Below are 23,238 nucleotides of genomic sequence, written 5' to 3'. Positions count from 1 at the left end.
TAGAATTTCCACCAATGAATGTAGTAGAAAAAACAGCAATTGGTAAAGATAAAATGAAAGTAACAATTTATAATCCAAATAGAGGAAATGTGTCAAAGGTAGAATTTCCAACGTGGAGTAATACAAACGGTCAAGATGATATTAAATGGTTAAATGGCACAAAGAATTCCGATGGCTCGTATTCAGTAATTGTGGATGCCAATGAGTACAAACATGACGGTCAATTCATAACTCATATTTATGCGACAACAAATGGAACACGTAGTGGAATAGGTTCAACAAGTTATAATTTAGAATTTCCGCCAATGAATGTAGTAGAAAAAACAGCAATTGGTAAAGATAAAATGAAAGTAACAATTTATAATCCAAATAGAGGAAATGTGTCAAAGGTAGAATTTCCAACGTGGAGTAATACAAACGGTCAAGATGATATTAAATGGTTAAATGGCACAAAGAATTCCGATGGCTCGTATTCAGTAATTGTGGATGCCAATGAGTACAAACATGACGGTCAATTCATAACTCATATTTATGCGACAACAAATGGAACACGTAGTGGGATAGGTTCAACAAGTTATAATTTAGAATTTCCGCCAATGAATGTGGTAGAAAAAACAGCAATAGGTAACAACAAAATGAAAGTTACAATCTTCAATCCAAATAGAGGAAATGTGTCAAAGGTAGAATTTCCAACATGGAGTAATACAAATGGACAAGATGATATTAAATGGTTAAATGGAACAAAAAATTCAGATGGCTCATGGTCAGTGATTGTGGATTCAGCTCAATTTAAAAACGGAGGACTATTTATAACCCATATCTATGGTACCATTAATGGTAAGAGTACAGGGTTAGGCTCAACTAGTTATAATTTAGAAAGAACGGTCGTTACTCAGAAAGAATTGAATGTTCCGTTTATTAATCAATATTCATCTGGAGCGCCAATGGGCTGTGAAGCGGCTTCCTTATTGCAAGGGTTGCATACAGTTGGCAAGGCAAAAAATTATAATTTAGGAACATTTCTGAGAGAAATGCCAATTTCGCCGAATAAAAATCCTAATAATGGTTTTGCAGGTACGCCTTACGCGTATATGACAGACGGTACGTATCAATCGATTTTCGCAAAACCTCTAGCTGATTGGGGAAAGAGATATGGAAATGTTCAAGATATCTCTGGTAGTTCTCCTGCAGAGTTAAGATGGGAATTAGAGCAAGGAAATCCAGTAGTTGTATACGTCACTTACGAATTTGCTTCTCCAATATGGGGTAACTATTTCTGGGGTAGAGGAGTAGATAACGCGCATATCATGACATTAGCTGGATATAATGACCAAGCAAAAAGATATTTAGTTTCAGATCCAGCAAAAGGAAAATATTGGGTGGATTATTCTACTTTTGAAAAAGCCTATAATTTAACTAAAGGGGCAGTAGTCGTTAGAAAATAATCAACATGCAATAAAAAATAAAACCACATCGATTAGAGAAACAATCTAACGATGTGGTCTTTCAGTGTAATTAATTTGCTGAATAATCTTTGGTGTATTGAACCCTTAAAATGAACCGTTCAAAAAATTTAATTAAAACAATTCATTTGGGTGTAGAAGTATTTTATTCCAACGGATGAGATATCTAAATCAAAATACACAGACATCTCAAGAATATTTAAATCCTATATAAGTCTTTCAACGATAAGTAACAATTCAGCAAAAAAAGCTACTTCTTAAAAACAAAGAATAGTATTCCAAAATTGTATCTAGGCAGCGACACGGTCAAACTACTATTTATGTAGAAAAAGTATCAATAAAAGAGCGAAAACATTGAATTGGTATTTAGCCTGATACTACTTTTTTTATTCAGAGAACAACGTGAAGAAAGTTAAAGATAGAGTGGAACTATCGAAAATAAGCATACATGGTCATAGGTATTCTCATGCCGGTTTACTGATTCACTTGTGAGAAAGTCCTCCAATGGTTCAAAAACGATTAGAAAGTTTAAATTGAAAATTAGTGTTCTCAATAAACAAAAAATTGTGCTGAAATCACACGCATTTCAGCACAATTTTTTGTTTAATTTTCAACTAAACTAGATAACATTGGAATTGAAATCTCTGTGACATCTTTTACTTCAATGATAGAAATTTGGTCACGATTATATTTCTCTTTAGGAATTCGTTTTAAGAAATAGCCTAAAATCTCGTTAATTTCTGTTTTACGAACAGAGCGCTTTTTATTAACAATCAGGATTTCAGCATGTTGAGCAGCTTCGGTATAAACGACGGTCGTGTTACCCGCTGAATAAACTTTAATAAAGTATGCATCGGTATTTTCTAGTTGTTTATTAACTAATTGTTTGTAGCTATTCGTTACATTGACCAGTTTCATGTTCTTCACCTCAATTTTATGTATTTTGTTTATTTTTGATAAAACAGCTTATGTGTAAAGACAAACGAGCTGTTAATGTGTTTGTTGAATGTAGTAATCAGTTTTATTATAAATTTTTTCGACTTAAATAAAAAGAAATTTGACTTGAGATTAGCAAAAAAGTAAAGAGAATGAGTAATAGATTCTCTTTTTATTTGTATAAAATAGAACAGAAAAGAGAGAGAAGGCAGTTTTAAACTACTTTCTCTCTCTTTGTTATTCTTCTTCAGTTGTTGGTTCCACTACTTCAGTAGAATCAACGGTGGTTTGACCAGTCACGATAATTTTACCTTCATCATCTAAAGTTGCAGTTAGTTGGTGTTCTTCTGGATGATCCAAATAATATTCTGCAATCCCATCTTCAATTTGTTCTTGAATGGTTCTGCGTAATGGACGAGCACCCATTGCTGGATCATAGCCTAGATCAACTAGTTTTTCTTTAACATCTGTAGGTACTTCAATATGCAATTTTTGATGAGCAAGTAAGCCGTTAACTTCATCTAACATTAAGCTGACAATGTTCATCAAGTTTTCTTTGCTTAGGGTCTTGAATTCGATAATTCCGTCAAAACGGTTTAAGAATTCTGGTGTAAAGAAGTTATTTAATTGACCTAAAACAGATCGTGTTACGCCTTCACGAGCAGCACCGAAACCAACATTTGCTTCCACATTTCCAGTTCCTGCATTGCTTGTCATGATAATAATAGTATCTTTAAAGCTGACCGTTCTGCCTTGTGCATCTGTTAAACGACCGTCATCAAGAATTTGTAAGAACATGTGTAGAACATCTGGATGAGCTTTTTCGATTTCGTCTAATAAAACCAAGCTGTAAGGATTGCGACGAACTTTTTCCGTTAATTGACCAGCTTCGTCATAACCAACATAACCTGGAGGGGAACCGATTAGCTTAGACACGCTGTGTTTTTCCATGTATTCACTCATGTCAAAACGAATCATCGAATCTTCTGAACCGAATAATTCAAAAGCTAATTGTTTTGCTAATTCAGTTTTACCCACACCAGTTGGTCCAACAAATAAGAAAGAACCAATTGGACGATTTTGTTTGCCCAAACCGACACGGTTACGGCGAATGGCTTTAGCCACTTTATCAACTGCATCATCTTGTCCGACAACATGACTTTTAATATCAACAGCTAAGTTTTTCAATTGTGTTTGTTCTTTTTCTTTTAAATCACCGACTGGGATACCTGTTTTTTGTTCGATAATCATTTCAATATTTTTCTCATCAATCACAGGTGTTTCTTCGTCACTGATTTGTTTTTCTTTCATTGATTGTAATTTATTGATTTGATCGCGATAATAAGCTGCTTTTTCAAAATCTTCTTCAGCAGAAGCTTGTTGTTTTTGTTGTTCTGCGTCGGCTAGTTTCTTTTCGATTGTTTTTGGATCAACAATTTGAATCGTTAAGTTCATTTTTGAACCAGATTCGTCTAGTAAATCAATCGCTTTATCTGGTAAGAAACGATCTTGAATGTAACGATTTGAAAGTGTTGCAGCGGCTTTGATAGCTTCGTCAGTATATTTCACATGATGATAGTCTTCATAGCGCTTTTGTAGTCCTTTTAAAATAGCAATTGTTTCATCAACAGTTGGTTCATCAACACGAACCGGCTGCATCCGACGTTCTAAGGCAGCATCTTTTTCAATAATCCGGTATTCGTTTAACGTAGTTGCGCCGACCATTTGTAATTCTCCACGAGCTAAAGCTGGTTTTAAAATATTCCCGGCATCCATATTGCCATCGCCAGCAGCGCCAGCGCCGACAATTTCATGAACCTCATCGATAAACAGAATAACATTCTCTGCTTGTTTGATTTCTTCGATTAATTTTTGCATGCGCTCTTCGAATTGACCGCGGATGCCTGTACCTTGGACTAAAGAAACCACATCTAAACGAATGACTTCTTTGTCTAATAATTTTTGCGGTACATCACCATCAATGATTTTTTGGGCTAAACCTTCGACAACGGCTGTTTTACCAACCCCAGGTTCACCGATTAGGACAGGGTTGTTTTTTGTTCGGCGATTTAAAATCTCGATAACTCGTTTGATTTCTTCATCACGACCAACTACTGGATCAATATCGCCATTTCTAGCAGCTTCAGTAATATTGATACCATATTCGCCTAAAAGTCCGTCCACTTGACTAGCATTTCCTCTTGGCGGTTGTCCACCATTAAAGCCATTGCCGTCACCGAATTGAGTAGGTGGGACTTGACCATTGGGATTTCCTTGCTGTTCTTGCATTTGACGAGATAAAGAACGATATAAATCATCTAAACTTCCAAAACCAAATGGATCTTGTTGCGACATTGTTGGTTGATTATCATTTGTTTGTGCTTTTAATTTTTGGTAGCAACTTTGGCAATAGTCTAATTGCTTTCTTTGACCATTTACATTTGCATATAAATGGATTGTTGCAGGATTCTGTTGACAATTTTGACAGATCATAGGATAAAACACGTCCTTTCAAAATAAGACTAATCTAACTATTTTAAGTCATAGAGATTAGGTCAAAAGATCAGTTGACCATTTTTGACCTTTGAAAATATTATAGCATCTTTTATAGAAGAATCAAGCAATTGAACTCTGATTTGGATTGAAAGCTTAAGGGAAAATTAAACTTAAACTAAAAAGATAAAGCTTGAAAGTCCATTTATTTCCTTTTTTGAAAATTAATTTCATATATCTATAGAACAAACAGGTATAATTTAGACAAATTTGACTTTTTATCATACAATATCTTCAGGCTAAAAATAAACACGAAAGCTGTGATTAAGTGATGGATGAAAACCCATTTATGGAACAAATTAATGCGTTAAAAGAAGGGAAGATTTCAGAATTTACCGTCGAACCCAAAGACTTTATGGTCTTTAGAGAAGTCTGGAAAGAATTATCTGATAGAATGTCGATTGTCGGTGAAGCTGGATTAAATGGAAGAATTATATATCATTATCAAAAGGAAGAGAATTAAATGATCTTTTCATTCGATAAAAAATAGGTGAAAAGTGTTGTATCTACTCACAAAAAATGGTAATCTTAAAAATTGAAAGGGTCTTTTTTGGATTACGTTTCACACTGGAGCGTATCAGAAAAGGAAAACCCTAACATAAAAAATTATTTTACTTACGAAGGAGACCGATTCATATGGAAAAGAAAGATTTTCACATCGTAGCAGAAACAGGGATTCACGCTCGTCCAGCTACATTATTAGTTCAAACTGCAAGCAAATTCAACTCAGATATTAACTTAGAATACAAAGGTAAATCTGTTAACCTTAAATCAATCATGGGCGTTATGTCTCTTGGTGTTGGTCAAGGTTCAGACGTTACTATCTCTGTTGACGGTGTAGACGAAGCTGATGCATTAGCAGCAATCGTTGACACAATGCAAAAAGAAGGATTGTCAGAATAATGTCTGAAATGCTAAAAGGAATTGCCGCAAGTGATGGTGTTGCTATCGCTAAAGCTTACCTGTTAGTTCAACCTGATTTGTCTTTTGATAAAAAATCTGTCGATGATACTTCTGCAGAAGAAAGTCGTTTGGATGCTGCTTTAGCAAAATCAACGACTGAATTACAAGCAATCAGAGAAAAAGCAGCGCAAAGCCTTGGCGAAGAAGAAGCGCAAGTATTTGATGCGCATTTAATGGTTTTAGCTGACCCTGAAATGATCGGTCAAATCAAACAAAATATTCAAGATAATAAAGTGAATGCTGAATCAGCGTTAAAAGAAGTTACTGATATGTATATCGGTATGTTCGAAGCGATGGACGATAATGCCTACATGCAAGAGCGTGCAGCTGATATTCGTGACGTTGCTAAACGTATTTTAGCTCACCTTTTAGGTGTAACACTTCCTAATCCTTCAATGATTAACGAAGAAGTTGTTGTGGTTGCCCACGACTTAACACCAAGTGATACCGCTCAATTAGACCGTACGTATGTAAAAGCATTCGTTACTGATATTGGCGGACGTACATCACATTCAGCGATTATGGCTCGTTCTCTTGAAATTCCTGCAATCGTGGGAACTAAAGAAATCACAGCTAAAGTCAAAGAAGGCGATATTTTAGCTGTTAACGGAATCGATGGCGATGTTATCGTACATCCATCTGATGCTGAAAAAGCTGACTTTGAAGCAAAAGGTAAAGCTTATGCTGACCTTAAAGTTGAATGGGATAAATTAAAACATGCTGAAACAATTACAGCAGATGGCAAACATATTGAATTAGCTGCTAACATTGGTACACCAAAAGATTTAGAAGGCGTACGCAATAATGGTGGAGAAGCTGTTGGTTTATACCGTACAGAATTCTTATACATGGATTCTCCGGACTTCCCAACAGAAGAAGATCAATATAAAGCTTATACAGCTGTTCTTGAAGGCATGAACGGCAAACCAGTTGTGGTTCGTACAATGGATATCGGTGGAGATAAAGAATTACCTTATCTTCAATTACCGCATGAAATGAACCCATTCTTAGGTTACCGTGCATTACGTATCAGCTTATCTGAACGCGGCGACGAAATGTTCCGTACGCAAATGCGTGCATTATTACGTGCCTCTGTTCATGGTAACTTACGTATCATGTTCCCAATGGTTGCGACATTAAAAGAATTTAGAGCAGCGAAGAAAATCTTCGATGAAGAAAAAGCAAAATTAGTTTCTGAAGGAACAAGCGTTTCTGATGCTATTCAAGTTGGTATCATGATCGAAATTCCTGCAGCAGCTGTAATTGCGGATAAATTCGCCAAAGAAGTTGACTTCTTTAGTATTGGAACAAATGACTTGATCCAATATACAATGGCCGCAGACCGTATGAACGAACGCGTTTCTTACCTTTACCAACCATACAACCCTTCAATCTTACGTTTAATCAAAAACGTTATTGATGCATCTCATGCAGAAGGTAAATGGACTGGTATGTGTGGAGAAATGGCGGGCGACCAAACTGCAGTGCCTCTATTAGTAGGTATGGGCTTAGATGAGTTCTCAATGAGTGCAACATCTATCCTTAAAACACGCAGCTTGATGAAACGTCTAGATACTAAGAAAATGGCTGAACTTGCGGATCGTGCGTTGAATGACTGCGATACAATGGAAGAAGTTATGGAATTAGTTTCTGAATACACTAAATAAGCCTATTGAAGCAAGTTGAATCTTAAATGATTCAACTTGTTTTTTTATTTTGTTACAAAAATGCAAGACATACAATAAAAATTTATTAAAACGACAGCCTCCTTAAGGAATAACTAGAAAAATTGTTGTATAGTAAGAGTTAGTAAAAGTTTTACAGGAGGACTTTATGAAACGTAATCAAAAAAATATGGCATTGATCATGGCGATGCTTTTAATTTCTACTGGTGTATCTGGTGGAGTAGCAGCATTTGCTGAAGAATCAAGTACAGTTGAAAGTACAACCGTTAATTCAAGCTCAACAGCAACTTCTAGCAGTTCAGAAGAAGAATTAAAAATTAATGCAGTTGCATTAGGAAACGCCTTAACAACAGAACAAAAAGACTATACCTTAAAAGAATTAGGGATTAAAGGTGAAACACCAATTTATACAACCACAGGACAAGATTTAATGAGCTTTATTCCTGACGGTGGTTTTACTGCTGATTGGGCTGTTTACAGTTCGGTTCGGATGGAAACACAGAAAAAAGGGTCAGGCATTACAGTTGATATTGCCACACCTAAAAACATCACAAAAATTACTTCTGCCCAATATCAAAATGCAGCAGTAACAGCAGGAATTACAGATGCAAAATTAACGGTAGCATCAGCTGTACCGATTGATGGTTCTGGAGCTTTAGCAGGTGTCTATAAAATCGTTGAAGAATCTGGCGGCATCATTAATCGCGACCGAGTAGAAGTCGCACAAGATGAAATGGGCGTACTTTCTAAAATCACAGAAGAAAACAAAGATAAAGATGGTTATTCAGATGAAGCTTTAAACGCAGCCCAAGAACAAGCCAAAACAGAACTAGCAGCTAAAACGGCTGACGGTCAAAATCTAACACAAAAAGATATTCAAGAAACCGTTGAAAATGCATTAAAAAGCCAAGGCATTCAAGATGTGATGACATCCGCTCAAGTCAATGAATTAACATCATTAATGACCAGTATGAAAGATAAAAATATTTTTGAAGACTTTGTAAATCAACTAGATTTATCAAAGGCAAAAGACCAAATTCAAGAAAAATCTAAAGGACTTTGGGCAAGTATCAAAGGATTCTTTAGCGGACTTTGGGATTCGGTTACTGGGAAATAGGTTATTGAATTTGAGAAATGAAGAGTAGATATGAAAAGTCAAGGTTTGGAAGCTAATTCCGACCTTGGCTTTTTTGTGGTTTTTAAGTAGAATGGATTTTAACTGGACTTGCTTTATTACAAAAAAAAGATGTAATTGTCAAAAAGTAAAAAGTTCAGGAGAAATGGAAATAAAGGCTAGCAAAAGTTCAAATTTGTTTGTGGTTTTGGAATAAAGAAATACAATTTTTAGAGGAGCAAAGGAAAATACTGCATAAAATTTGGTTTATACATAGTAAATGATAATAATTAGGGAATACTTTTTCAAAAAAGGAACATCCAGAAGGAAGTTCTTTTTTTAAAGAGGATGGTGCAGTTTAATCTTATAAATAATTCCCTGTAAGTTACACCGTAATTCTTAGATTTCTTGCTTAAAGATGTAGCATTCTTCTTATTACGCAAAATTTCTTTTTTTATACGTATTTTCTTACATAAAAGATTCCTTATTTTCAAAATAATTGTTACAATGTGTTTAGGAGAGTGTAGATTATGAATTATGAAGATGATAGTATAAAAATTCAACTCAAAGAATATGATTTTTGTGAAAAAGAGGTTGAAAAATTAAAAGATCCTTTTGAAACAAACTATCCTATTTTATATATTTTATATAATACGGATAAGAAGAAAATGCCAGAAGCATACGTTGGACAAAGTAGACGTTTTGACAAACGAATGTCTGAGCATTTAAAAAATGACAAGAAAGCTATGATGAAGAAAATTATTATGATCGGACATGAAACATTGAACGTATCTGCAGCGTTGAATATAGAAACAAATTTAATTAGTTGTTTTATTGCTGATGAAAAATATAAGGTTGAAAATAGAAGCCAAATCAAAGGCAGTGAATCTCATAACTATTATGATAAAAAATATTATGATGAAATCTTGTTTCCTAGAATATGGACACAACTAAAAGAAGAAAAAATTGTTAAACATAGTGTAGATTATTTAAGAAATAAAGATACTTTCAAATTATCACCATTTCGCGGATTATCACCAGAACAACAAGATTTGAAAGAAAAGGTAATTGATTTTTGCAAACGAAGTTTAAATGACAATGAAAATGAACACCATGTCTTCTTTATCGCGGGAGAAGCAGGAACTGGGAAAAGTGTTGTTTTAAGTTCAATTTTTAAAACAGTTCAAGACTTAGCTGAGAAAAAAGAAACTAACTTTAATCTAGATAATAACTATCTTTTAGTCAATCATAATGAGATGTTAAAAACATATAAAAAGATAGCTGAAAGTCTTCCTAATTTGAAAAAGAAAAATTTTATGAAACCTACAAGTTTTATTAATGAGTGTGACAAAGGGAAAATCAATCTAGCAGATATTGTTTTAGTAGATGAGTCTCATTTATTACTTTCTACAAAAGATAAGTACAACAGTTTTGAATACGAAAATCAGTTGGAAGAGATTATTAAAAGAAGTAAAGTCACGATTGTTGTATTTGATGAAAAACAGGTTTTAAAGCTTAAAAGTCATTGGAATGTTGATAGCCTTGTTGAGATAAAAAATGAATTTCCGATTCACGAAGAATATCATTTAACTACTCAATTTAGGATGAAAGCTGATCCAGAAATTGTACACTGGGTAGATTCCTTTGTTGACCGAAAAATTTTACCATTTCCTAAAGTTACTAAACGAGAGAAGTCTGAATTCGATAAAAGATTTGGTGATGAAGATTTCGACTTTTGTTTTTTCTCAAGTGCCGAAGATATGCGAATGAAAATAAAAGAAAAAAATCAAAAATATGGTCTAAGTAGAATAGTTTCAACTTTTGATTATACGCATAAAAAAGATGGTGGAGATTATCTTGTTGAAGAAGGTGATTTTTCCGCACCATGGAATCGCACAGATTACAAAAAAAGCTGGGCAGAAGAGGAAGAAACGATAAATGAAGTTGGTTCGATTTATACAATACAAGGATTTGATTTGAACTATGTAGGTGTGATTTTAGGACCTTCAATAGGTTACGATGCTGATAAGAATGAATTAAAAATCGATATTGAAAAATACAAAGATTCAGAAGCATTTAAAGGTCGTGAAGGAATCGAAAATATTGATAAAGTGAAAGAACAAATTATTTTAAATTCGATCAATGTTTTGTTAAAACGAGGAATCAATGGTTTATATATTTATGCTAGTAATGATGAGCTTAGAGAGAAATTAATGTCGATTCAAAAGGAGAAATCAAAATGGACGAACTAATAGAAAGAATCAATCAATTTAGAGATGAACGTGATTGGCGACAATTTCATAATCCAAAAGATTTAGCCATTTCGATTTCATTGGAAGCTTCTGAACTACTAGAAAATTTTCAGTGGAAAACGAGTGAAGAAGCGAAAGAGAATAACCAAGAGAATATTGAGCAGGAATTGGCTGATGTATTGATTTATAGCTTGATGTTGGCTTCTGATTTGGGTTTGGATATTGAGGAGATTATTGAGAAGAAATTGGAGTTGAATGGTAAGAAATATCCAGTTGGAAAGAGTAAAGGGAATAAAGAGAAGTATACAAAGTTTTGATTTTGCTGAAAAAATTGATATAAACGGCTCTAACTTCTATACCTGTATTTTAAGCGAAAATATATATCTAATTTGAATTGAGGGGATTGAAATTAAAAAGAATAATCTACCAAACTATATTTTGATAATTTTAGGTATAGTCACGATGACTATGTCCTTATATTTGTTAGGAGATAATAGCTCAAGTATCACAAATAATATTTTAATATATATAACAGTGCTTACAAATACTATGACAATTTCAACTCCCATTTTATCTTGGTTTAAAAGTATTAGCAGTAATAGAATTAAGCACTATAGTTTTTTAATAGGAATTTTAGTTACTGCAGGAATATTTTGTTGGAATATTTTTGATTCTGACATTATTAAAAATATTTTATCATTTTCTTCAAGAGGAGGATTGACCGCACTTAGCGTAAGTTTATTGCTGTTTAACTTAGTTGAATTAGATTTTAAGGAACAAATAGAACAAGAAAATGAGCATGTAAAAGAAATTGAGCAGTTAAAAGAAAAAAATAAAAAACTTTTAGAGGAAAAAAAGGATTATTTATTGAAGATGAAGCAAAAAGGAGAATAATAATGGATAAGTATTCAGAGTTAATGAAAAATAACGATAGTAACCTAAGAAAGCCAACAGTTAAACTTATTAGTAGTCGCGATTCTTTGTACAGTGGTTGGGAAATCACAAGGATAAGCAAGACCATTAATAATGTGTATTACCAAAATGAATTGATAAATACTATTAGAGCGTTATTAATCGGAGGAACTGATCCTAAAGATATATATGTGTTGAATGATTCGGTAAATATTGGAAATCAATATACTAAGTACTCATCGGGTATCATAGATATTGATAATAAAAAAGGGTTAGTAAAATGGTACCATTTAGGATCACCAATATCATTATTTCCTGATAAATTTGTATCACTGATATTTCTAATATTTGAAGCATATAGAGAAACAGTTACATTTTGCAATAAGAATCAGTTTTTATTACCTAATAAAGAAGAGTCACTTTTTGAAATGAAACAAAATATTAATAATTTAAATTTTTCTATTAAAGATACAATATTTCGATTTATAATTTCTAAGAATAATATCGATAAAAATACTAAGGAGAAAATGAGTTCTCTAGAAAAAAAACTTGATTTTTATGACAAAAAGATGGAAGAGACGAAATCAAATAATTACTCTGTGGAGTTTATTATCGAAAATATGAATGATAATAAAATGAAATTTGATCCCAATTCAGAATTTAAAAAATATTTTTTAGCAACTAATCGACCAATTGTTTTAGTCAGAGAAGAGAATAATCTAAGGATTCTGTGCTCTGAATTGATTGTAAGAAGTAAATTTCAACATAGTAATTATAGGTTTTTTGAAAATAAATCTATTTCTCAGAATAGTCCTCTTTGCTATATTGTAGCCTTTGGCATAGGTTTTTTGCCTACTTTAATAAATGTAACAAAACAACGAATATATCTACACAAAACTAGGATTGATAATTTAAAACGAGCTAAAGATAAAGATGAAGAAATTTTAATTTTAGAAAATGAAATAGAAGAGTTAGAAAAATTTTTGAATGATAATGTGGATGATAAAGTTGTTTCTGATACTATAGAGCTATCGTCAAAAAATAAATTAAGAGAAGCGGCTAAATTTTCATTTGATAGTGTGAATAGATTACAAAAAGTAACTGAAAAAGCAACGCTTAATATTATGGAAGAAAATAATATTACAATTTTAAATGAAGATTTATAGAATACATTGCAGAATTATTTCCACTAAGAAATAAAAAAATCATTTTGTGGTATAGATGGAGTTGTTTCAGACTATTTAGTAAATCTTAAGAATGAAATGATTTTTTTTTGATAATCGTATTTAATAAACTAGGCGCACTCAACACAATGTGCCTAGTTTATTTTGTATCAACATCACTTTCTCAAAACTTCACTCGAAACCTTCCTCTCCTCATCCAACTTCCGAACCTTATCCTCTTCAATCCCCATCAACCTAATAAACTCCTCAAAAAAAGCATGAAACAAATGCCCACAAGCATAATACTCCTTCACAACCTTTTTCTTATTAATCGGCCCTTTCCGAAACTGAAAAAAATGATCCAACACTGCAAGCGGCTCCTCCCAAGACTGCAACCGATCCAACGTATGCTGCAAATCCGTAATATCCTGATAAGGAATCACCTTTAAACTCTGACCTTCTTTTTTCATAACCCATTTCCTCCATTTTAAAAGTACTCTTAAAACCAGTAGCATGAAGCGCTGAAAAATATTGTTCAACGCTTCAAAACTTAACACATTTATCTGCACATTGACTCAGGCAACTATTTAAACAAACCAGTGATAAAAACGACTTCCGTATGATTTTTCCAAGCCTCGTGATGCTTCTATCACTTTCTTCTCAAAGCAAAACAAAAAACGCTATTGTAGTAATCAGCGAGAAAAAGTCAGCTTTTCGACAACTTCCCAAAAATGCCCCAATACGAAAAGCGCATTGCTTCATTTTTAGTCCAGTTGCTCAAATCTTAACGACTTTTTATCACCCTAACTTAACCACCAATACCGTCATCAATCCCCTAGAAAAGCTTAACCTCTCCATAAAATACAAAATCCCAACCAAAAATTTCCAGACAGACTAGAAAATTCCAGTAAAATTAGGTACAATAAAAAGTGCTAGTGCTTTTGTGCTAGCAATTGGCAACTTGTATAGATAGTGTTCGCTGTCTATGCAAGGCTTCATCATTTGATTGCTGTCAGATGGTGAAGTGCCTTTTTCTATTTAATTGGTTGTTTTGCGTTTGAACGAAACCTCCTTTTACTAAATTTGTAGAATAGAAAAAACGATATCAGGTAATATCACCCAATATCGTTTACAATAGTCCAAAGAATCATCTACCACTTTTTCAAAGTAACCTAAAAAAGAATCCAATAAACCTATAGGAAAATAGGTAAACTTTAGGTACAATAAAAGAAGCTAGTACATGTTGCTAGCACTATTGGCAACTTGTTTGGGCAGTGTTCGCTGTCTTTACAAGGCTTCAATTTTCTGGTTGCTGCCAGACATTTGAAGTGCCAATTTATTTTTATATTCTGATTTGAACAGTTTATGTTCAAATACACTGTTTTTTTATCTATCCTACTCCTCAAGTATATCTGAAAAGAATACGAACACGCAACTATATTTTTCACTAGAAACCATTAAATAACACCAAAAACCGCTCCCTTATATATAAGAAAAAATAACAAAAAAATTTTCATACGACAAACAACTTACCCCAAAATCCCATCGATTCCCTCAACTAATTTAACCTTGATAATTCAAGAATACTTGCTACAATGAGATTATGGATAAAATGAGAAAATAAGGAGAATATTATGGATCAGGAACTCTTATACATTGAACTATTAGCAGAAAAAGAAACAATCAAACAAAAATTAAGAAAAAATGCGAACCGTTCAATGTTACGTTTGTTAGGGATTTTGGGGATCACTATTTTTGTATTCATTGGTTTAACTGCAGTCATCCATTTTCGGATCAACTATTACGGTATGCGCTACCTGCAACTTATAAGAAGTTATCAAGCAATCATTGTAGTTGGGGGGACAATCTGCATCGGTCTTCTTGGGTTAATGCTCGCAATTTACATCCGAAAAATCCGAAATCAACAAACTATTGATACATGGCTAAAAAAACAAATAGCACAAATCGTCGCCTATGAAACGATCTACAGCGATGAAGAAAATTATTATCTAGCGACAAAACAAGCGCGTATCCCTAAAGTAAAACTATCGAAGGCAAACACAATCTGTGTAACAACCTCTTTAGATGATGAACCAATCATGATGGGAACGCAGAAAATAGTTGCTGGATTTGAACGAGTTCAATTATTTATGATTACAGAAACGGAAAAAGAACTTCCATTTTCTTTTAAAAGCCAACTGCCGACCCAAAGGAAAGCGCTTATTTTATTCGCTACTGTGGGATTGGGAGTATTTCTCTTATCGTTTGCCTATGTAAAAGACCTATATGCACGATTTGATGCGCCACTTGCAGCCGAAGATATCAGTGGAAACGACTGGGAACAAGCAGATCCAGCTGGGGAAAATAGTTCAGGAACACCCGTTAAACAAGGAACAGCTCCCGACTATCAAGTCAGCGAGCAGATGAAATTAGAGTGGAATCAACAAACCGATGAACTGTATATGACAACAGATAGCGGACAGAATTGGCAATTTGTGCCACTAAAACCAGCATGGCTGCGAGCAGGTAATTATATGCTGACAGGTGGAGAAATTCCGCAAGGTTACTGGATGGATAAAAGCTATTCACTGGCACCTGATTTTTCGTGGTTTATTTTTTCACCAGATGAAACAGCACTTTACACACTGCAAACAACCGATGGTGGAGGAAATTGGACACAAGGGCTAGTAGAAGAACACATGGGACGTTTACGTTATCGCAAAGCAAGTTATTACACACCAGATAGCGGTATTTTAGTTACTTCCAGCGAAACAGATATGTCAGAAGAATTTATTTCAATTTATTCAACGGTCGATCATGGCGAAAATTGGACGAGAATGGGCGGCACGTCTATTAGTCAGCCGATTCAAAATAGTAGTTTTTTATCCCAAATGATGGGCTTTATTGCGACTAGAGAGCAGCTTTACTATACAACAAATGGCGGTTCATCGTTTAAAGAAGCGATTGTAACACTACCAGAAGACTATAAAAAAGGCGGCTTAGACCTTTTTCAATCACCAAACGAAATCATTCAAACAGGAACCAACACATTAGAAGCTAAATTTTATTTGTTAAAAACGGGTGACATTGACCGTGGAAAAATGTTTGCTTGCTTATTCCGTTCTACCGACAATGGAGAAACGTGGCAATTTGTAGAAGAACTTTCTCAAGTTAAGCAAACCGATTAGATATTTACGAATAGAAAAATATTGTTTAATTAAAAAGATCTAAAGTATTTTTGATAAAATTTGCATAGGACATCTTGATTTCCCTTTTTAATTGGTTTAAGCCGATTTAATGCCAAAGGATATCAAGATGTCTTTTTTGTTTATTTTGTAATCACTAGAGACAAATGTATCAAGGTAATGATAAACTAGTAATCGTGCATAATATTTCAACCTTTTTAGGAGGTAAAATGAACATGAAGGATTCTAAAATAATATATTTATTTGTAGTGGCGCTTGTACTAACGAGTGGATTAACAGGATGTGACATAAAAAATAAAGCAGAAATAGAACAAAGTTTTGACAAAGTATTAGCTATGTATCCAACTCCGGATTTGGAAAGCTTTTATGATATGGAAGGTTATCGGGATGATGAATTTGATAAGGATGATAAAGGTGTTTGGGTGCTAAATTCTGAATTTTCAATGAGCAAAACAGAGGATGGAGATTTACTTACCGAAGGAATGCTACTCAGAATCAATAGAAATACAAGAAAAGCAAAAGGGTTCTACTATATTAGAAAAACTTCTAATGATTTAAGTAAACCTATCGAAAAAGAAAAATATCCAGTGATTTATGATAAAGCAGGTTTTCATTTATTAGATGATGTACAAGGAGAAGTAGTTAAAAAGAAAATTGAAAATTTTAAGTTCTTTGTTCAGTATGGAAGCTTTAAAAAACTAGATAACTATAAAAATATAAAAAAAATGTATAATCCGGAAGTTCCTATGTATGATTTAGAATATCAACTAACAAATGACGATTCCAATGTTCAAGCGTTAAGAAGTATATATGATATTGATACAGAAAAATCACCAATATTATTGTTAAAAGGAACAGGGGATTTAGAGGGTAATTCAATTGGCTATAAACAGCTAGAATTTAGATTTGATAAAAAACTAAGTGTATTTTTCGCAGATTCTATTGATTTTCAACCTCTATCGGAAGAAGATTTAGATTGATAATATTTAAGGAGTTAAATAAAAAATGAAACGTTTAAAGGGATTATATTTATTTTTAGGAATACTAGCATTAACGAGTGGATTAACAGGATGTGACATAAAAAATAAAGCAGAAATAGAACAAAGTTTTGATAAAGTATTGGCTATGTATCCAACTCCAGATTTGGAAAGCTTTTACGATATGGAAGGTTATCGGGATGATGAGTTTGATAAGAATGATAAGGGCGTTTGGGTGTTACATAATAATATGGCAATATCGTATGAAATAGATGGAGACATTTATTCAGAAGGAGCACTTCTAAGGTTGAACAGAAATAACAAAAAAGGAACAGGTTTTTATTTTGTCAGAAAATATTATGATGATATTAAAAAAGGGATTGAAGAAAAAAAGTACCCAATAGTGTTTGATGAAAAAGGAATTCGCCCAGCCAAAGAATTAGAGGATAGGAAGCTATCAGAGAAGATAGAGAATTTTAAATTCTTTGTTCAGTATGGAAACTTTAGTCAGTTAAACACATATAAAAATATTAAAAAAATGTACAATCCAGAAGTACCCATGTATGAATTAGAGTATAAGCTAACAAATACTGACAATAATGTTCAAGAATTGAGAGAACGTTATAATATTCCAACAGAGAAATCACCAACGCTGTTATTAAAAGGGACAGGGGATTTGGAAGGTGATTCAGTCGGCTATAAACGGTTAGAATTTAGATTCGATAAAAAGCCAAGCGTATTTTTTACAGATTCTGTTGATTTTCAACCTCTTTCTGAGGAGGATTTGGCTAGTAATTATTGACAATATATAAGGAGTTAAATAAAACATGGGACGTATAAAGTGTGTATATTTATTTTTGGGAATGCTTGTACTAATGAGTGGATTAACAGGATGTAACACAAAAAATAAAGCAGAAATAGAACAAAGTTTTGATAAAGTATTAGCTGTGTATCCAACACCAGATTTGGAAAGCTTTTATGATATGGAAGGTTATCGGGATGATGAGTTTGATAAGGATGATAAGGGTGTTTGGGTACTTGATTCTAGTATGTCTATCAGTGAAGCGGAAAATGATGGCTTGCTTACAGAAGGTATGATTTTGAGGCTAAATAGAAACACCAGGACAGCAAAGGGATACTATTACATTTTTACAACATGGAATGATTTGAGTAAGCCAGTTACAAAAAAGAATTATGAGGTAACTTATGACAATGAAGGCTTCCATCTAGTTGAAAATATAAATGATGAACATATAAAAAATAAAATACAAAATTTTAAATTCTTTGTTCAATATGGAAATTTTAGTCAGTTAGATACATATAAAAATATTAAACAAATGTACAATCCAGAAGTACCTATGTATGAATTAGAGTATCAATTAGCGAATCAGGATAAAAATGTTGAAGCATTGAGAGAGCGTTATGAAATTCCAACAGAGAAATCACCAACGTTATTGTTAAAAGGAACCGGAGATTTGGAAGGAAGTTCTGTTGGCTATAAGCAGTTAGAAATACGTTTCTCTAAAAAACCGGCAATTGTATTTGATGATTCAATTGATTTCCAGCCTTCATCAGAGGAGGATATATTCAATAGGAAAGCATAGCTTCTGAAAGGGATGGAATATTTTTAATAGAATACTAAAGCAAGATCTACGTGAAATTAGTCGTTAAATAGAGTAAAACTTTGTAATTACTAGAGACAAGTGTATCCATATAATGGTAAACTATTAAATATGAAAAATATTTTTTCCTTTTTGGGAGGTAAATAGAATATGAGTCGTTTAAAGGGACTATATTTATTTTTAGGAGGATTAATAATAATGAGTGGATTAACAGGATGCGACACAAAAAATAAAGCAGAAATAGAACAAAGTTTTGATAAAGTATTAGCTATGTATCCAACACCAGATTTGGAAAGCTTTTATGATATGGAAGGTTATCGGGATGATGAGTTTGATGAGGATGATAAGGGCGTGTGGGTGCTAAATTCTGAATTTTCAATGAGCAAAACAGAGGATGGAGATTTACTTACCGAAGGAATGCGACTAAGAATTAACAGAAACACACGAAAAATGAAAGGTTATTACTATAGCTCTATTACGCCTAATTCTTTTGGGAAAAGCAGCAGAATTGAAAAGTACCCAGTAGTTTATATTGACAAAGGCTTTCAACCAAAAGAAGAAATTCCCGATAAAGAACTTGAGAGCAAAATAAAAAAGTTCCAATTTTTTGTACAATATGGAGACTTTGAAAAGCTAGATAAGTATAAAAATATAAAAAAAATGTATAATCCAGAAGTTCCCATGTATGAATTAGAATATCAACTAACAAATGACGATTTAAACGTAAAGGAACTAAGAAATAGGAATGATATTCCCACAGATATACCCCCAACTTTATTATTGAAGGGTACAGGTGATATTAAAGGAAACTCTTTAGGGTATAAGAAAGTAGAGATTAAGTTTGATAAAAAATTAAGCATTTATTTTACAGATTTTATTGATTTTCAACCTCTGTCTGAGGAGGATTTAGATAATGAGTAAGTATGAAGTTAAAGATAAAGGAATTAAAGAAAATAGTGAGTCTACAAGTGCTGTTGCTACTATTTCGTATGAGATAGAAAATGCCTTAGTGAATGGTTTATCAGATAGAGATATAATTAATCAGTTAGAAGCATTACAAGGCAATAAAAAATTCCCATCAAATCTCCAACTAGTCGACGCATTCTACGATAAAAAAACAAGTTCAAGCGGTGTAGCATTTTTAGATACTAACACTGGAAAAGTTGTTGTTGGTTTTGCAGGAACAAACTTAGATAATGGATTTTGGGGAAATGCTTCTAAGGATGTAGGTCAATGGGGAAACATTGCTTTTAAAGGTGACGGCCCTTCCTCATCGTATTTTGACGCTAGCAACAAATTTATGAATGATTTAAAATCAAATGGATATAACATTGATACGGTTACAGGGCATTCACTAGGTGGAAGAAACGGAACTATCATGGGGATGGAGCATAATATCCCGAATATTATTCTTTATAATTCTGCTCCTTTGATGAATTTATTAGGAAATCTGAAGAAGTCGAATCAACAGGAATTATCTGATCTATTTGCAAGCTACAAGGGAAATGTCATTTATTTTGTCTCGGAAGATGACCCATTAAATAAAGCTGCCAATGGTGTGGCAGGTAGTGTCTATCCAGGAAAGATTATTGTTATTAAAAATGGCAAAGCACATGATATTACTGGTTTCTTAACCAAAAAAGAACAAGAATTTATTCGTCAGCATACACCTGATTTAAATAAAATTTATGTAGCTCAACAAAAAGTTCAAACGGATACTCGGAGTAAGTTAAAAGCATTAGATGTTTTGCGAGCAAAGCTTTTGAAAAGTGGTGGCGGATTATCTGCCGCAGAAGAAATTTATTTAGATGCGTCTGAAGCCTTGATTTTAACACAAGGGATGAGCAAAACCCTTCAAATCGAAATAGAGGATATCAAAAAAATGTACCGTGAAGCAAAGAAAGACGCAAATACGTTATGGACGAATACGTTAAAAATGGCTGATTCTATAGGTTCTACATTACACCAAGGAGAAGTATTGGATTCTTTAACTGCTGGTGGAGCAACAGAACCGTTTGTTCGAACAGAACCCAGAGAAGAATATGCGCAAAAAATATCTGAATTATCTTCAATCCAGCAAGAATACTATGATTTAATTGGACAAGTCCAAACTTCTATAGACAAACAAGTAGAAACCGACCAAGAGTTAGCTAGGCAAATAGGAGGATAAATGCTCGTGGAGAGGACATATATAAATCAATTAACAGAATTAGAATCTGAGTATGAACAGAACCAAAGAACGATTGAAGAAGAGCTAGAAGAAGTGTTTTATGAAAAACAAAAGTTTGGCCGTGAGCTAGAAAATCTTTCAGAAAATTATAGCTATCACTACCAACAAGCTGAATATAGTGAACCGATTAATATGAGCAGAGTTTATCATTTATTAGATCAATGTAAAGATGATAGCGATAGGGTTGTTAATCAAACGGTGAAAGAATTAGAAAATAGACAAGAAGAAAATACCATTCATTATAAGAAACAAACCCAATTGATAGAAGATGAACTCACTCTTTTCAAAGAAATGGAGAGAAAAAAAGAAGATGAGTAATGAAAAAATGAAAATGGAGTTGAAAGAATTAAAAAAAGCGTTAGAAAAAGCTTTGATTCAGGGAACAGTTGCGCCACCGTGTGTTCAAACGACTACAACGAGAAAAGAACTTGTTAAGAGTATGGGGCAATCTAGAGTGGAGCGATTAAAAAATAGCAGCAGTAATTACATATCAAATTTCCAGTCATCTGCTAAGGGTGCTTGGGTAACAAAAGTAAAAACAACTTTTGAAAATACTTCTACAAAATTGACAACGATCACAAAAGAGGGAAAATGATGGGCTTATAAAAGTGGATAGGTTTATTATCGTTTGAAAATAGTAATTGATTTTCCCAGTTGACATCCAACTAACCATCTGCTATTATAATTAAAAATTAATAAACAAACACGAAGAAAAAGAAAGTAAAATTCTGTGGAATTTCTAACAGAGAGCCTTGGCAGCTGAAAAGAGGTGGAAGAAAGCGAATTTGAAAATGGCTTTTGAGTGGGTACTTCGAGAAGGTTTTTCTAGAGGTACACGGTTATTCCCGTTAGCAAGAATCACGATATCAAGTGTTTGCGGCGTATCGGAGTAGAGGTGGAAATCGCAAGATTTTCGCAAATTAAGGTGGTACCATGTAAGTTATTACATCCTTAGGAGAGTTTAGACTCTTCTAGGGATTTTTTTTATTTAGAAATGGAGAAATGAAAGTATGTGTCAAACAGCAGCGCATCATTATGAGATAGTAGGTAGCTTTTTACGTCCCGAGGAATTAAAACAGGCACGAGAGAAATTTGAAGCTGGACAACTTACGGTAGAGCAATTAAACGCGGTAGAAAATGAAGCAATACGAGACTTAGTTGCAAAACAAAAGGAAGTCGGGTTGAAAACGATTAGTGATGGCGAATTTCGCCGTAGTTATTGGCATTTAGATTTTTTCTGGGGATTTAAAGGAATTGAACATAACGTGATGGACCAAGGTTATCTGTTTCATGGCGAAGAAACGCGGGCAGATTCAGCTCGTGTAAATGGAAAAATTCAATTTAATCCTACTCATCCTGTATTTGAAGAATATACATTTTTAACAACTATTTCGGATGGCACATCGATTCGTCAAAGTATTCCGGCACCAGCGCAATTATTGGCAGAATTAGTACGTGGAGCGAATGAAGATAAATTAAATGAATTTTACCCAGACCGTGAAGTATTGTATCAGGATATCGCTAAAGCCTATCGTGAAACAATTTTAGCTTTATATGAATTAGGTTGTCGAGATATTAAATTAGATGATTGTACTTGGGGTATGCTAGTGGATAAAAACTTTTGGGAAACAATGACTAATGGAGCTTATGATACCCAACATTTACAAGAACTATATTTACGTTTAAACAATGATGCTGTTGCTGAGCTACCTGAGGATTTACATGTGACGACTCATGTTTGTCGAGGAAATTATCATTCCACATGGGCAACTTCTGGCGGTTATGAACCAGTCGCAGATACCTTGTTGGGGAATCAAAATGTCGAAGCATTTTTCTTAGAATTTGATGACGACCGTTCCGGGGATTTTGAACCTTTGCGTTTTGTACCAGATGAAAAGCAGGTCGTTTTAGGTTTGGTAACGAGTAAGGATGGAAAATTGGAAGACAAAGATACCTTGATTTCCCGAATTAAAGAAGCAAGCCAGTATGTTCCGCTAGACCGTTTAAGTTTAAGTCCGCAATGCGGTTTTGCCTCAACAGAAGAAGGAAATATTTTAACTGAAGAAGAACAATGGGCGAAATTAGGTTTAGTTATTGATGTAGCCAATGAAGTCTGGGGTCAAAAAGCTTAAATGATACATTAAAAAATGAAGGGAAGATCA

Annotated in this window: 21 protein-coding genes and 1 other annotated feature; of the genes, 18 read left to right on the top strand and 3 right to left on the bottom strand. The window is 33.6% G+C overall.

Translation table 11 applies throughout. The annotated features are described in order from the left end of the window. A partial coding sequence (locus C240_RS16305; RefSeq protein WP_271498088.1) for a GBS Bsp-like repeat-containing protein occupies positions 1-1,445 on the top strand: 1,445 nt, incomplete at its 5' end. 621 nt (positions 1,446-2,066) lie between these two features. On the opposite strand, the gene C240_RS16300 is transcribed toward C240_RS16305, so the two are convergent. Both C240_RS16300 and C240_RS16295 read right to left on the bottom strand, forming a co-directional pair. Beyond that, positions 2,067-2,381, bottom strand: a complete 315-nt coding sequence (locus C240_RS16300) for a DUF1827 family protein (RefSeq protein ID WP_271498084.1) — start codon at positions 2,379-2,381, stop codon at positions 2,067-2,069. A gap of 255 nt (positions 2,382-2,636) precedes the next feature. Then, on the bottom strand, positions 2,637-4,892 hold the full coding sequence (locus C240_RS16295; RefSeq protein ID WP_271498080.1) for an ATP-dependent Clp protease ATP-binding subunit: 2,256 nt from the start codon (positions 4,890-4,892) through the stop codon (positions 2,637-2,639). A 331-nt stretch (positions 4,893-5,223) separates the two neighbouring features. On the opposite strand from C240_RS16295, the gene C240_RS16290 reads away from it, so the two are divergent. The 8 genes from C240_RS16290 to C240_RS16255 all read left to right on the top strand — a co-directional run bounded on the left by C240_RS16290 (position 5,224) and on the right by C240_RS16255 (position 13,044). Then, positions 5,224-5,415, top strand: coding sequence for a hypothetical protein (locus tag C240_RS16290; RefSeq protein ID WP_271498077.1), 192 nt, complete (start codon positions 5,224-5,226; stop codon positions 5,413-5,415). A 173-nt stretch (positions 5,416-5,588) separates the two neighbouring features. Then, entirely contained in the window at positions 5,589-5,855 is a 267-nt protein-coding gene (locus C240_RS16285; protein WP_071878892.1) for a phosphocarrier protein HPr, read from the top strand. Then, positions 5,855-7,582, top strand: a complete 1,728-nt coding sequence (gene ptsP / locus C240_RS16280) for a phosphoenolpyruvate--protein phosphotransferase (protein WP_271498073.1) — start codon at positions 5,855-5,857, stop codon at positions 7,580-7,582. Before C240_RS16285 ends, ptsP begins: the two co-directional genes overlap by 1 nt. Before the next feature lie 166 nt (positions 7,583-7,748). Next, positions 7,749-8,717, top strand: a complete 969-nt coding sequence (locus C240_RS16275; protein ID WP_271498072.1) for a DUF1002 domain-containing protein — start codon at positions 7,749-7,751, stop codon at positions 8,715-8,717. A gap of 527 nt (positions 8,718-9,244) precedes the next feature. After that, positions 9,245-10,966, top strand: a complete 1,722-nt coding sequence (locus C240_RS16270) for a DUF2075 domain-containing protein (protein WP_271498069.1) — start codon at positions 9,245-9,247, stop codon at positions 10,964-10,966. After that, positions 10,954-11,283, top strand: a complete 330-nt coding sequence (locus tag C240_RS16265; RefSeq protein ID WP_271498066.1) for a nucleotide pyrophosphohydrolase — start codon at positions 10,954-10,956, stop codon at positions 11,281-11,283. Before C240_RS16270 ends, C240_RS16265 begins: the two co-directional genes overlap by 13 nt. Before the next feature lie 145 nt (positions 11,284-11,428). After that, positions 11,429-11,860: a hypothetical protein gene (locus C240_RS16260; protein ID WP_271498063.1), complete on the top strand. Its 432-nt coding sequence runs from the start codon at positions 11,429-11,431 to the stop codon at positions 11,858-11,860. Between the two features lie 2 nt (positions 11,861-11,862). Next, positions 11,863-13,044 carry a hypothetical protein gene (locus tag C240_RS16255; protein ID WP_271498060.1) on the top strand — a complete coding sequence of 394 codons (1,182 nt, stop codon included), beginning with the start codon at positions 11,863-11,865 and terminating at the stop codon, positions 13,042-13,044. A 173-nt stretch (positions 13,045-13,217) separates the two neighbouring features. Here C240_RS16255 and C240_RS16250 read toward each other — a convergent pair whose 3' ends face one another. Then, complete coding sequence (locus tag C240_RS16250; protein ID WP_271498057.1) at positions 13,218-13,511, bottom strand: hypothetical protein; 294 nt, start codon at positions 13,509-13,511, stop codon at positions 13,218-13,220. Positions 13,512-14,675: 1,164 nt separating this feature from the next. Here C240_RS16250 and C240_RS16245 point away from each other — a divergent pair. From C240_RS16245 to C240_RS16205, 9 genes are all read left to right on the top strand, one after another. Beyond that, positions 14,676-16,229, top strand: a complete 1,554-nt coding sequence (locus C240_RS16245; RefSeq protein ID WP_271498054.1) for a WD40/YVTN/BNR-like repeat-containing protein — start codon at positions 14,676-14,678, stop codon at positions 16,227-16,229. A 233-nt stretch (positions 16,230-16,462) separates the two neighbouring features. Beyond that, positions 16,463-17,227 (top strand): tandem-type lipoprotein, encoded by a 765-nt coding sequence (locus tag C240_RS16240; RefSeq protein WP_271498051.1) that lies wholly within the window; start codon positions 16,463-16,465, stop codon positions 17,225-17,227. 25 nt (positions 17,228-17,252) lie between these two features. Beyond that, positions 17,253-18,026 (top strand): tandem-type lipoprotein, encoded by a 774-nt coding sequence (locus C240_RS16235; protein WP_271498048.1) that lies wholly within the window; start codon positions 17,253-17,255, stop codon positions 18,024-18,026. Between the two features lie 25 nt (positions 18,027-18,051). Beyond that, on the top strand, positions 18,052-18,828 hold the full coding sequence (locus C240_RS16230; protein WP_271498045.1) for a tandem-type lipoprotein: 777 nt from the start codon (positions 18,052-18,054) through the stop codon (positions 18,826-18,828). Between the two features lie 168 nt (positions 18,829-18,996). Further along, positions 18,997-19,767, top strand: coding sequence for a tandem-type lipoprotein (locus tag C240_RS16225; RefSeq protein WP_271498042.1), 771 nt, complete (start codon positions 18,997-18,999; stop codon positions 19,765-19,767). Continuing rightward, positions 19,760-21,016, top strand: coding sequence for a hypothetical protein (locus tag C240_RS16220; protein ID WP_271498039.1), 1,257 nt, complete (start codon positions 19,760-19,762; stop codon positions 21,014-21,016). The genes C240_RS16225 and C240_RS16220 overlap by 8 nt, the downstream gene beginning before the upstream one ends. A 6-nt stretch (positions 21,017-21,022) precedes the next feature. Beyond that, positions 21,023-21,394 carry a hypothetical protein gene (locus C240_RS16215; RefSeq protein WP_271498037.1) on the top strand — a complete coding sequence of 124 codons (372 nt, stop codon included), beginning with the start codon at positions 21,023-21,025 and terminating at the stop codon, positions 21,392-21,394. Further along, positions 21,387-21,671: a hypothetical protein gene (locus C240_RS16210; RefSeq protein ID WP_271498034.1), complete on the top strand. Its 285-nt coding sequence runs from the start codon at positions 21,387-21,389 to the stop codon at positions 21,669-21,671. The genes C240_RS16215 and C240_RS16210 overlap by 8 nt, the downstream gene beginning before the upstream one ends. Positions 21,672-21,775: 104 nt before the next feature. Further along, positions 21,776-22,032: a binding site (T-box leader), on the top strand. 54 nt (positions 22,033-22,086) lie between these two features. Further along, a complete protein-coding gene (locus C240_RS16205) occupies positions 22,087-23,208 on the top strand; it encodes a 5-methyltetrahydropteroyltriglutamate--homocysteine S-methyltransferase (protein ID WP_271498031.1) in 1,122 nt (373 codons plus the stop codon). Positions 23,209-23,238 lie beyond the last annotated feature (30 nt).

Origin of the sequence: Enterococcus sp. 5H (assembly GCF_028128615.1) — a bacterium.
Classification (GTDB): Bacteria; Bacillota; Bacilli; order Lactobacillales; family Enterococcaceae; genus Enterococcus_L.
The sequence above is the reverse complement of the archived record's forward strand: the minus strand, read 5'-3'. Positions and strand labels throughout refer to the sequence as shown.

Bases quoted from the DNA above. Each gene is read 5' to 3' on its own strand.
- C240_RS16300 (WP_271498084.1), bottom strand. From the start codon at position 2,381: ATGAAACTGGTCAATGTAACGAATAGCTACAAACAATTAGTTAATAAA.
- C240_RS16295 (WP_271498080.1), bottom strand. From the start codon at position 4,892: ATGATCTGTCAAAATTGTCAACAGAATCCTGCAACAATCCATTTATAT.
- C240_RS16290 (WP_271498077.1), top strand. From the start codon at position 5,224: ATGGATGAAAACCCATTTATGGAACAAATTAATGCGTTAAAAGAAGGG.
- C240_RS16285 (WP_071878892.1), top strand. From the start codon at position 5,589: ATGGAAAAGAAAGATTTTCACATCGTAGCAGAAACAGGGATTCACGCT.
- ptsP (WP_271498073.1), top strand. From the start codon at position 5,855: ATGTCTGAAATGCTAAAAGGAATTGCCGCAAGTGATGGTGTTGCTATC.
- C240_RS16275 (WP_271498072.1), top strand. From the start codon at position 7,749: ATGAAACGTAATCAAAAAAATATGGCATTGATCATGGCGATGCTTTTA.
- C240_RS16270 (WP_271498069.1), top strand. From the start codon at position 9,245: ATGAATTATGAAGATGATAGTATAAAAATTCAACTCAAAGAATATGAT.
- C240_RS16265 (WP_271498066.1), top strand. From the start codon at position 10,954: ATGGACGAACTAATAGAAAGAATCAATCAATTTAGAGATGAACGTGAT.
- C240_RS16260 (WP_271498063.1), top strand. From the start codon at position 11,429: ATGACTATGTCCTTATATTTGTTAGGAGATAATAGCTCAAGTATCACA.
- C240_RS16255 (WP_271498060.1), top strand. From the start codon at position 11,863: ATGGATAAGTATTCAGAGTTAATGAAAAATAACGATAGTAACCTAAGA.
- C240_RS16250 (WP_271498057.1), bottom strand. From the start codon at position 13,511: ATGAAAAAAGAAGGTCAGAGTTTAAAGGTGATTCCTTATCAGGATATT.
- C240_RS16245 (WP_271498054.1), top strand. From the start codon at position 14,676: ATGGATCAGGAACTCTTATACATTGAACTATTAGCAGAAAAAGAAACA.
- C240_RS16240 (WP_271498051.1), top strand. From the start codon at position 16,463: ATGAAGGATTCTAAAATAATATATTTATTTGTAGTGGCGCTTGTACTA.
- C240_RS16235 (WP_271498048.1), top strand. From the start codon at position 17,253: ATGAAACGTTTAAAGGGATTATATTTATTTTTAGGAATACTAGCATTA.
- C240_RS16230 (WP_271498045.1), top strand. From the start codon at position 18,052: ATGGGACGTATAAAGTGTGTATATTTATTTTTGGGAATGCTTGTACTA.
- C240_RS16225 (WP_271498042.1), top strand. From the start codon at position 18,997: ATGAGTCGTTTAAAGGGACTATATTTATTTTTAGGAGGATTAATAATA.
- C240_RS16220 (WP_271498039.1), top strand. From the start codon at position 19,760: ATGAGTAAGTATGAAGTTAAAGATAAAGGAATTAAAGAAAATAGTGAG.
- C240_RS16210 (WP_271498034.1), top strand. From the start codon at position 21,387: ATGAGTAATGAAAAAATGAAAATGGAGTTGAAAGAATTAAAAAAAGCG.
- C240_RS16205 (WP_271498031.1), top strand. From the start codon at position 22,087: ATGTGTCAAACAGCAGCGCATCATTATGAGATAGTAGGTAGCTTTTTA.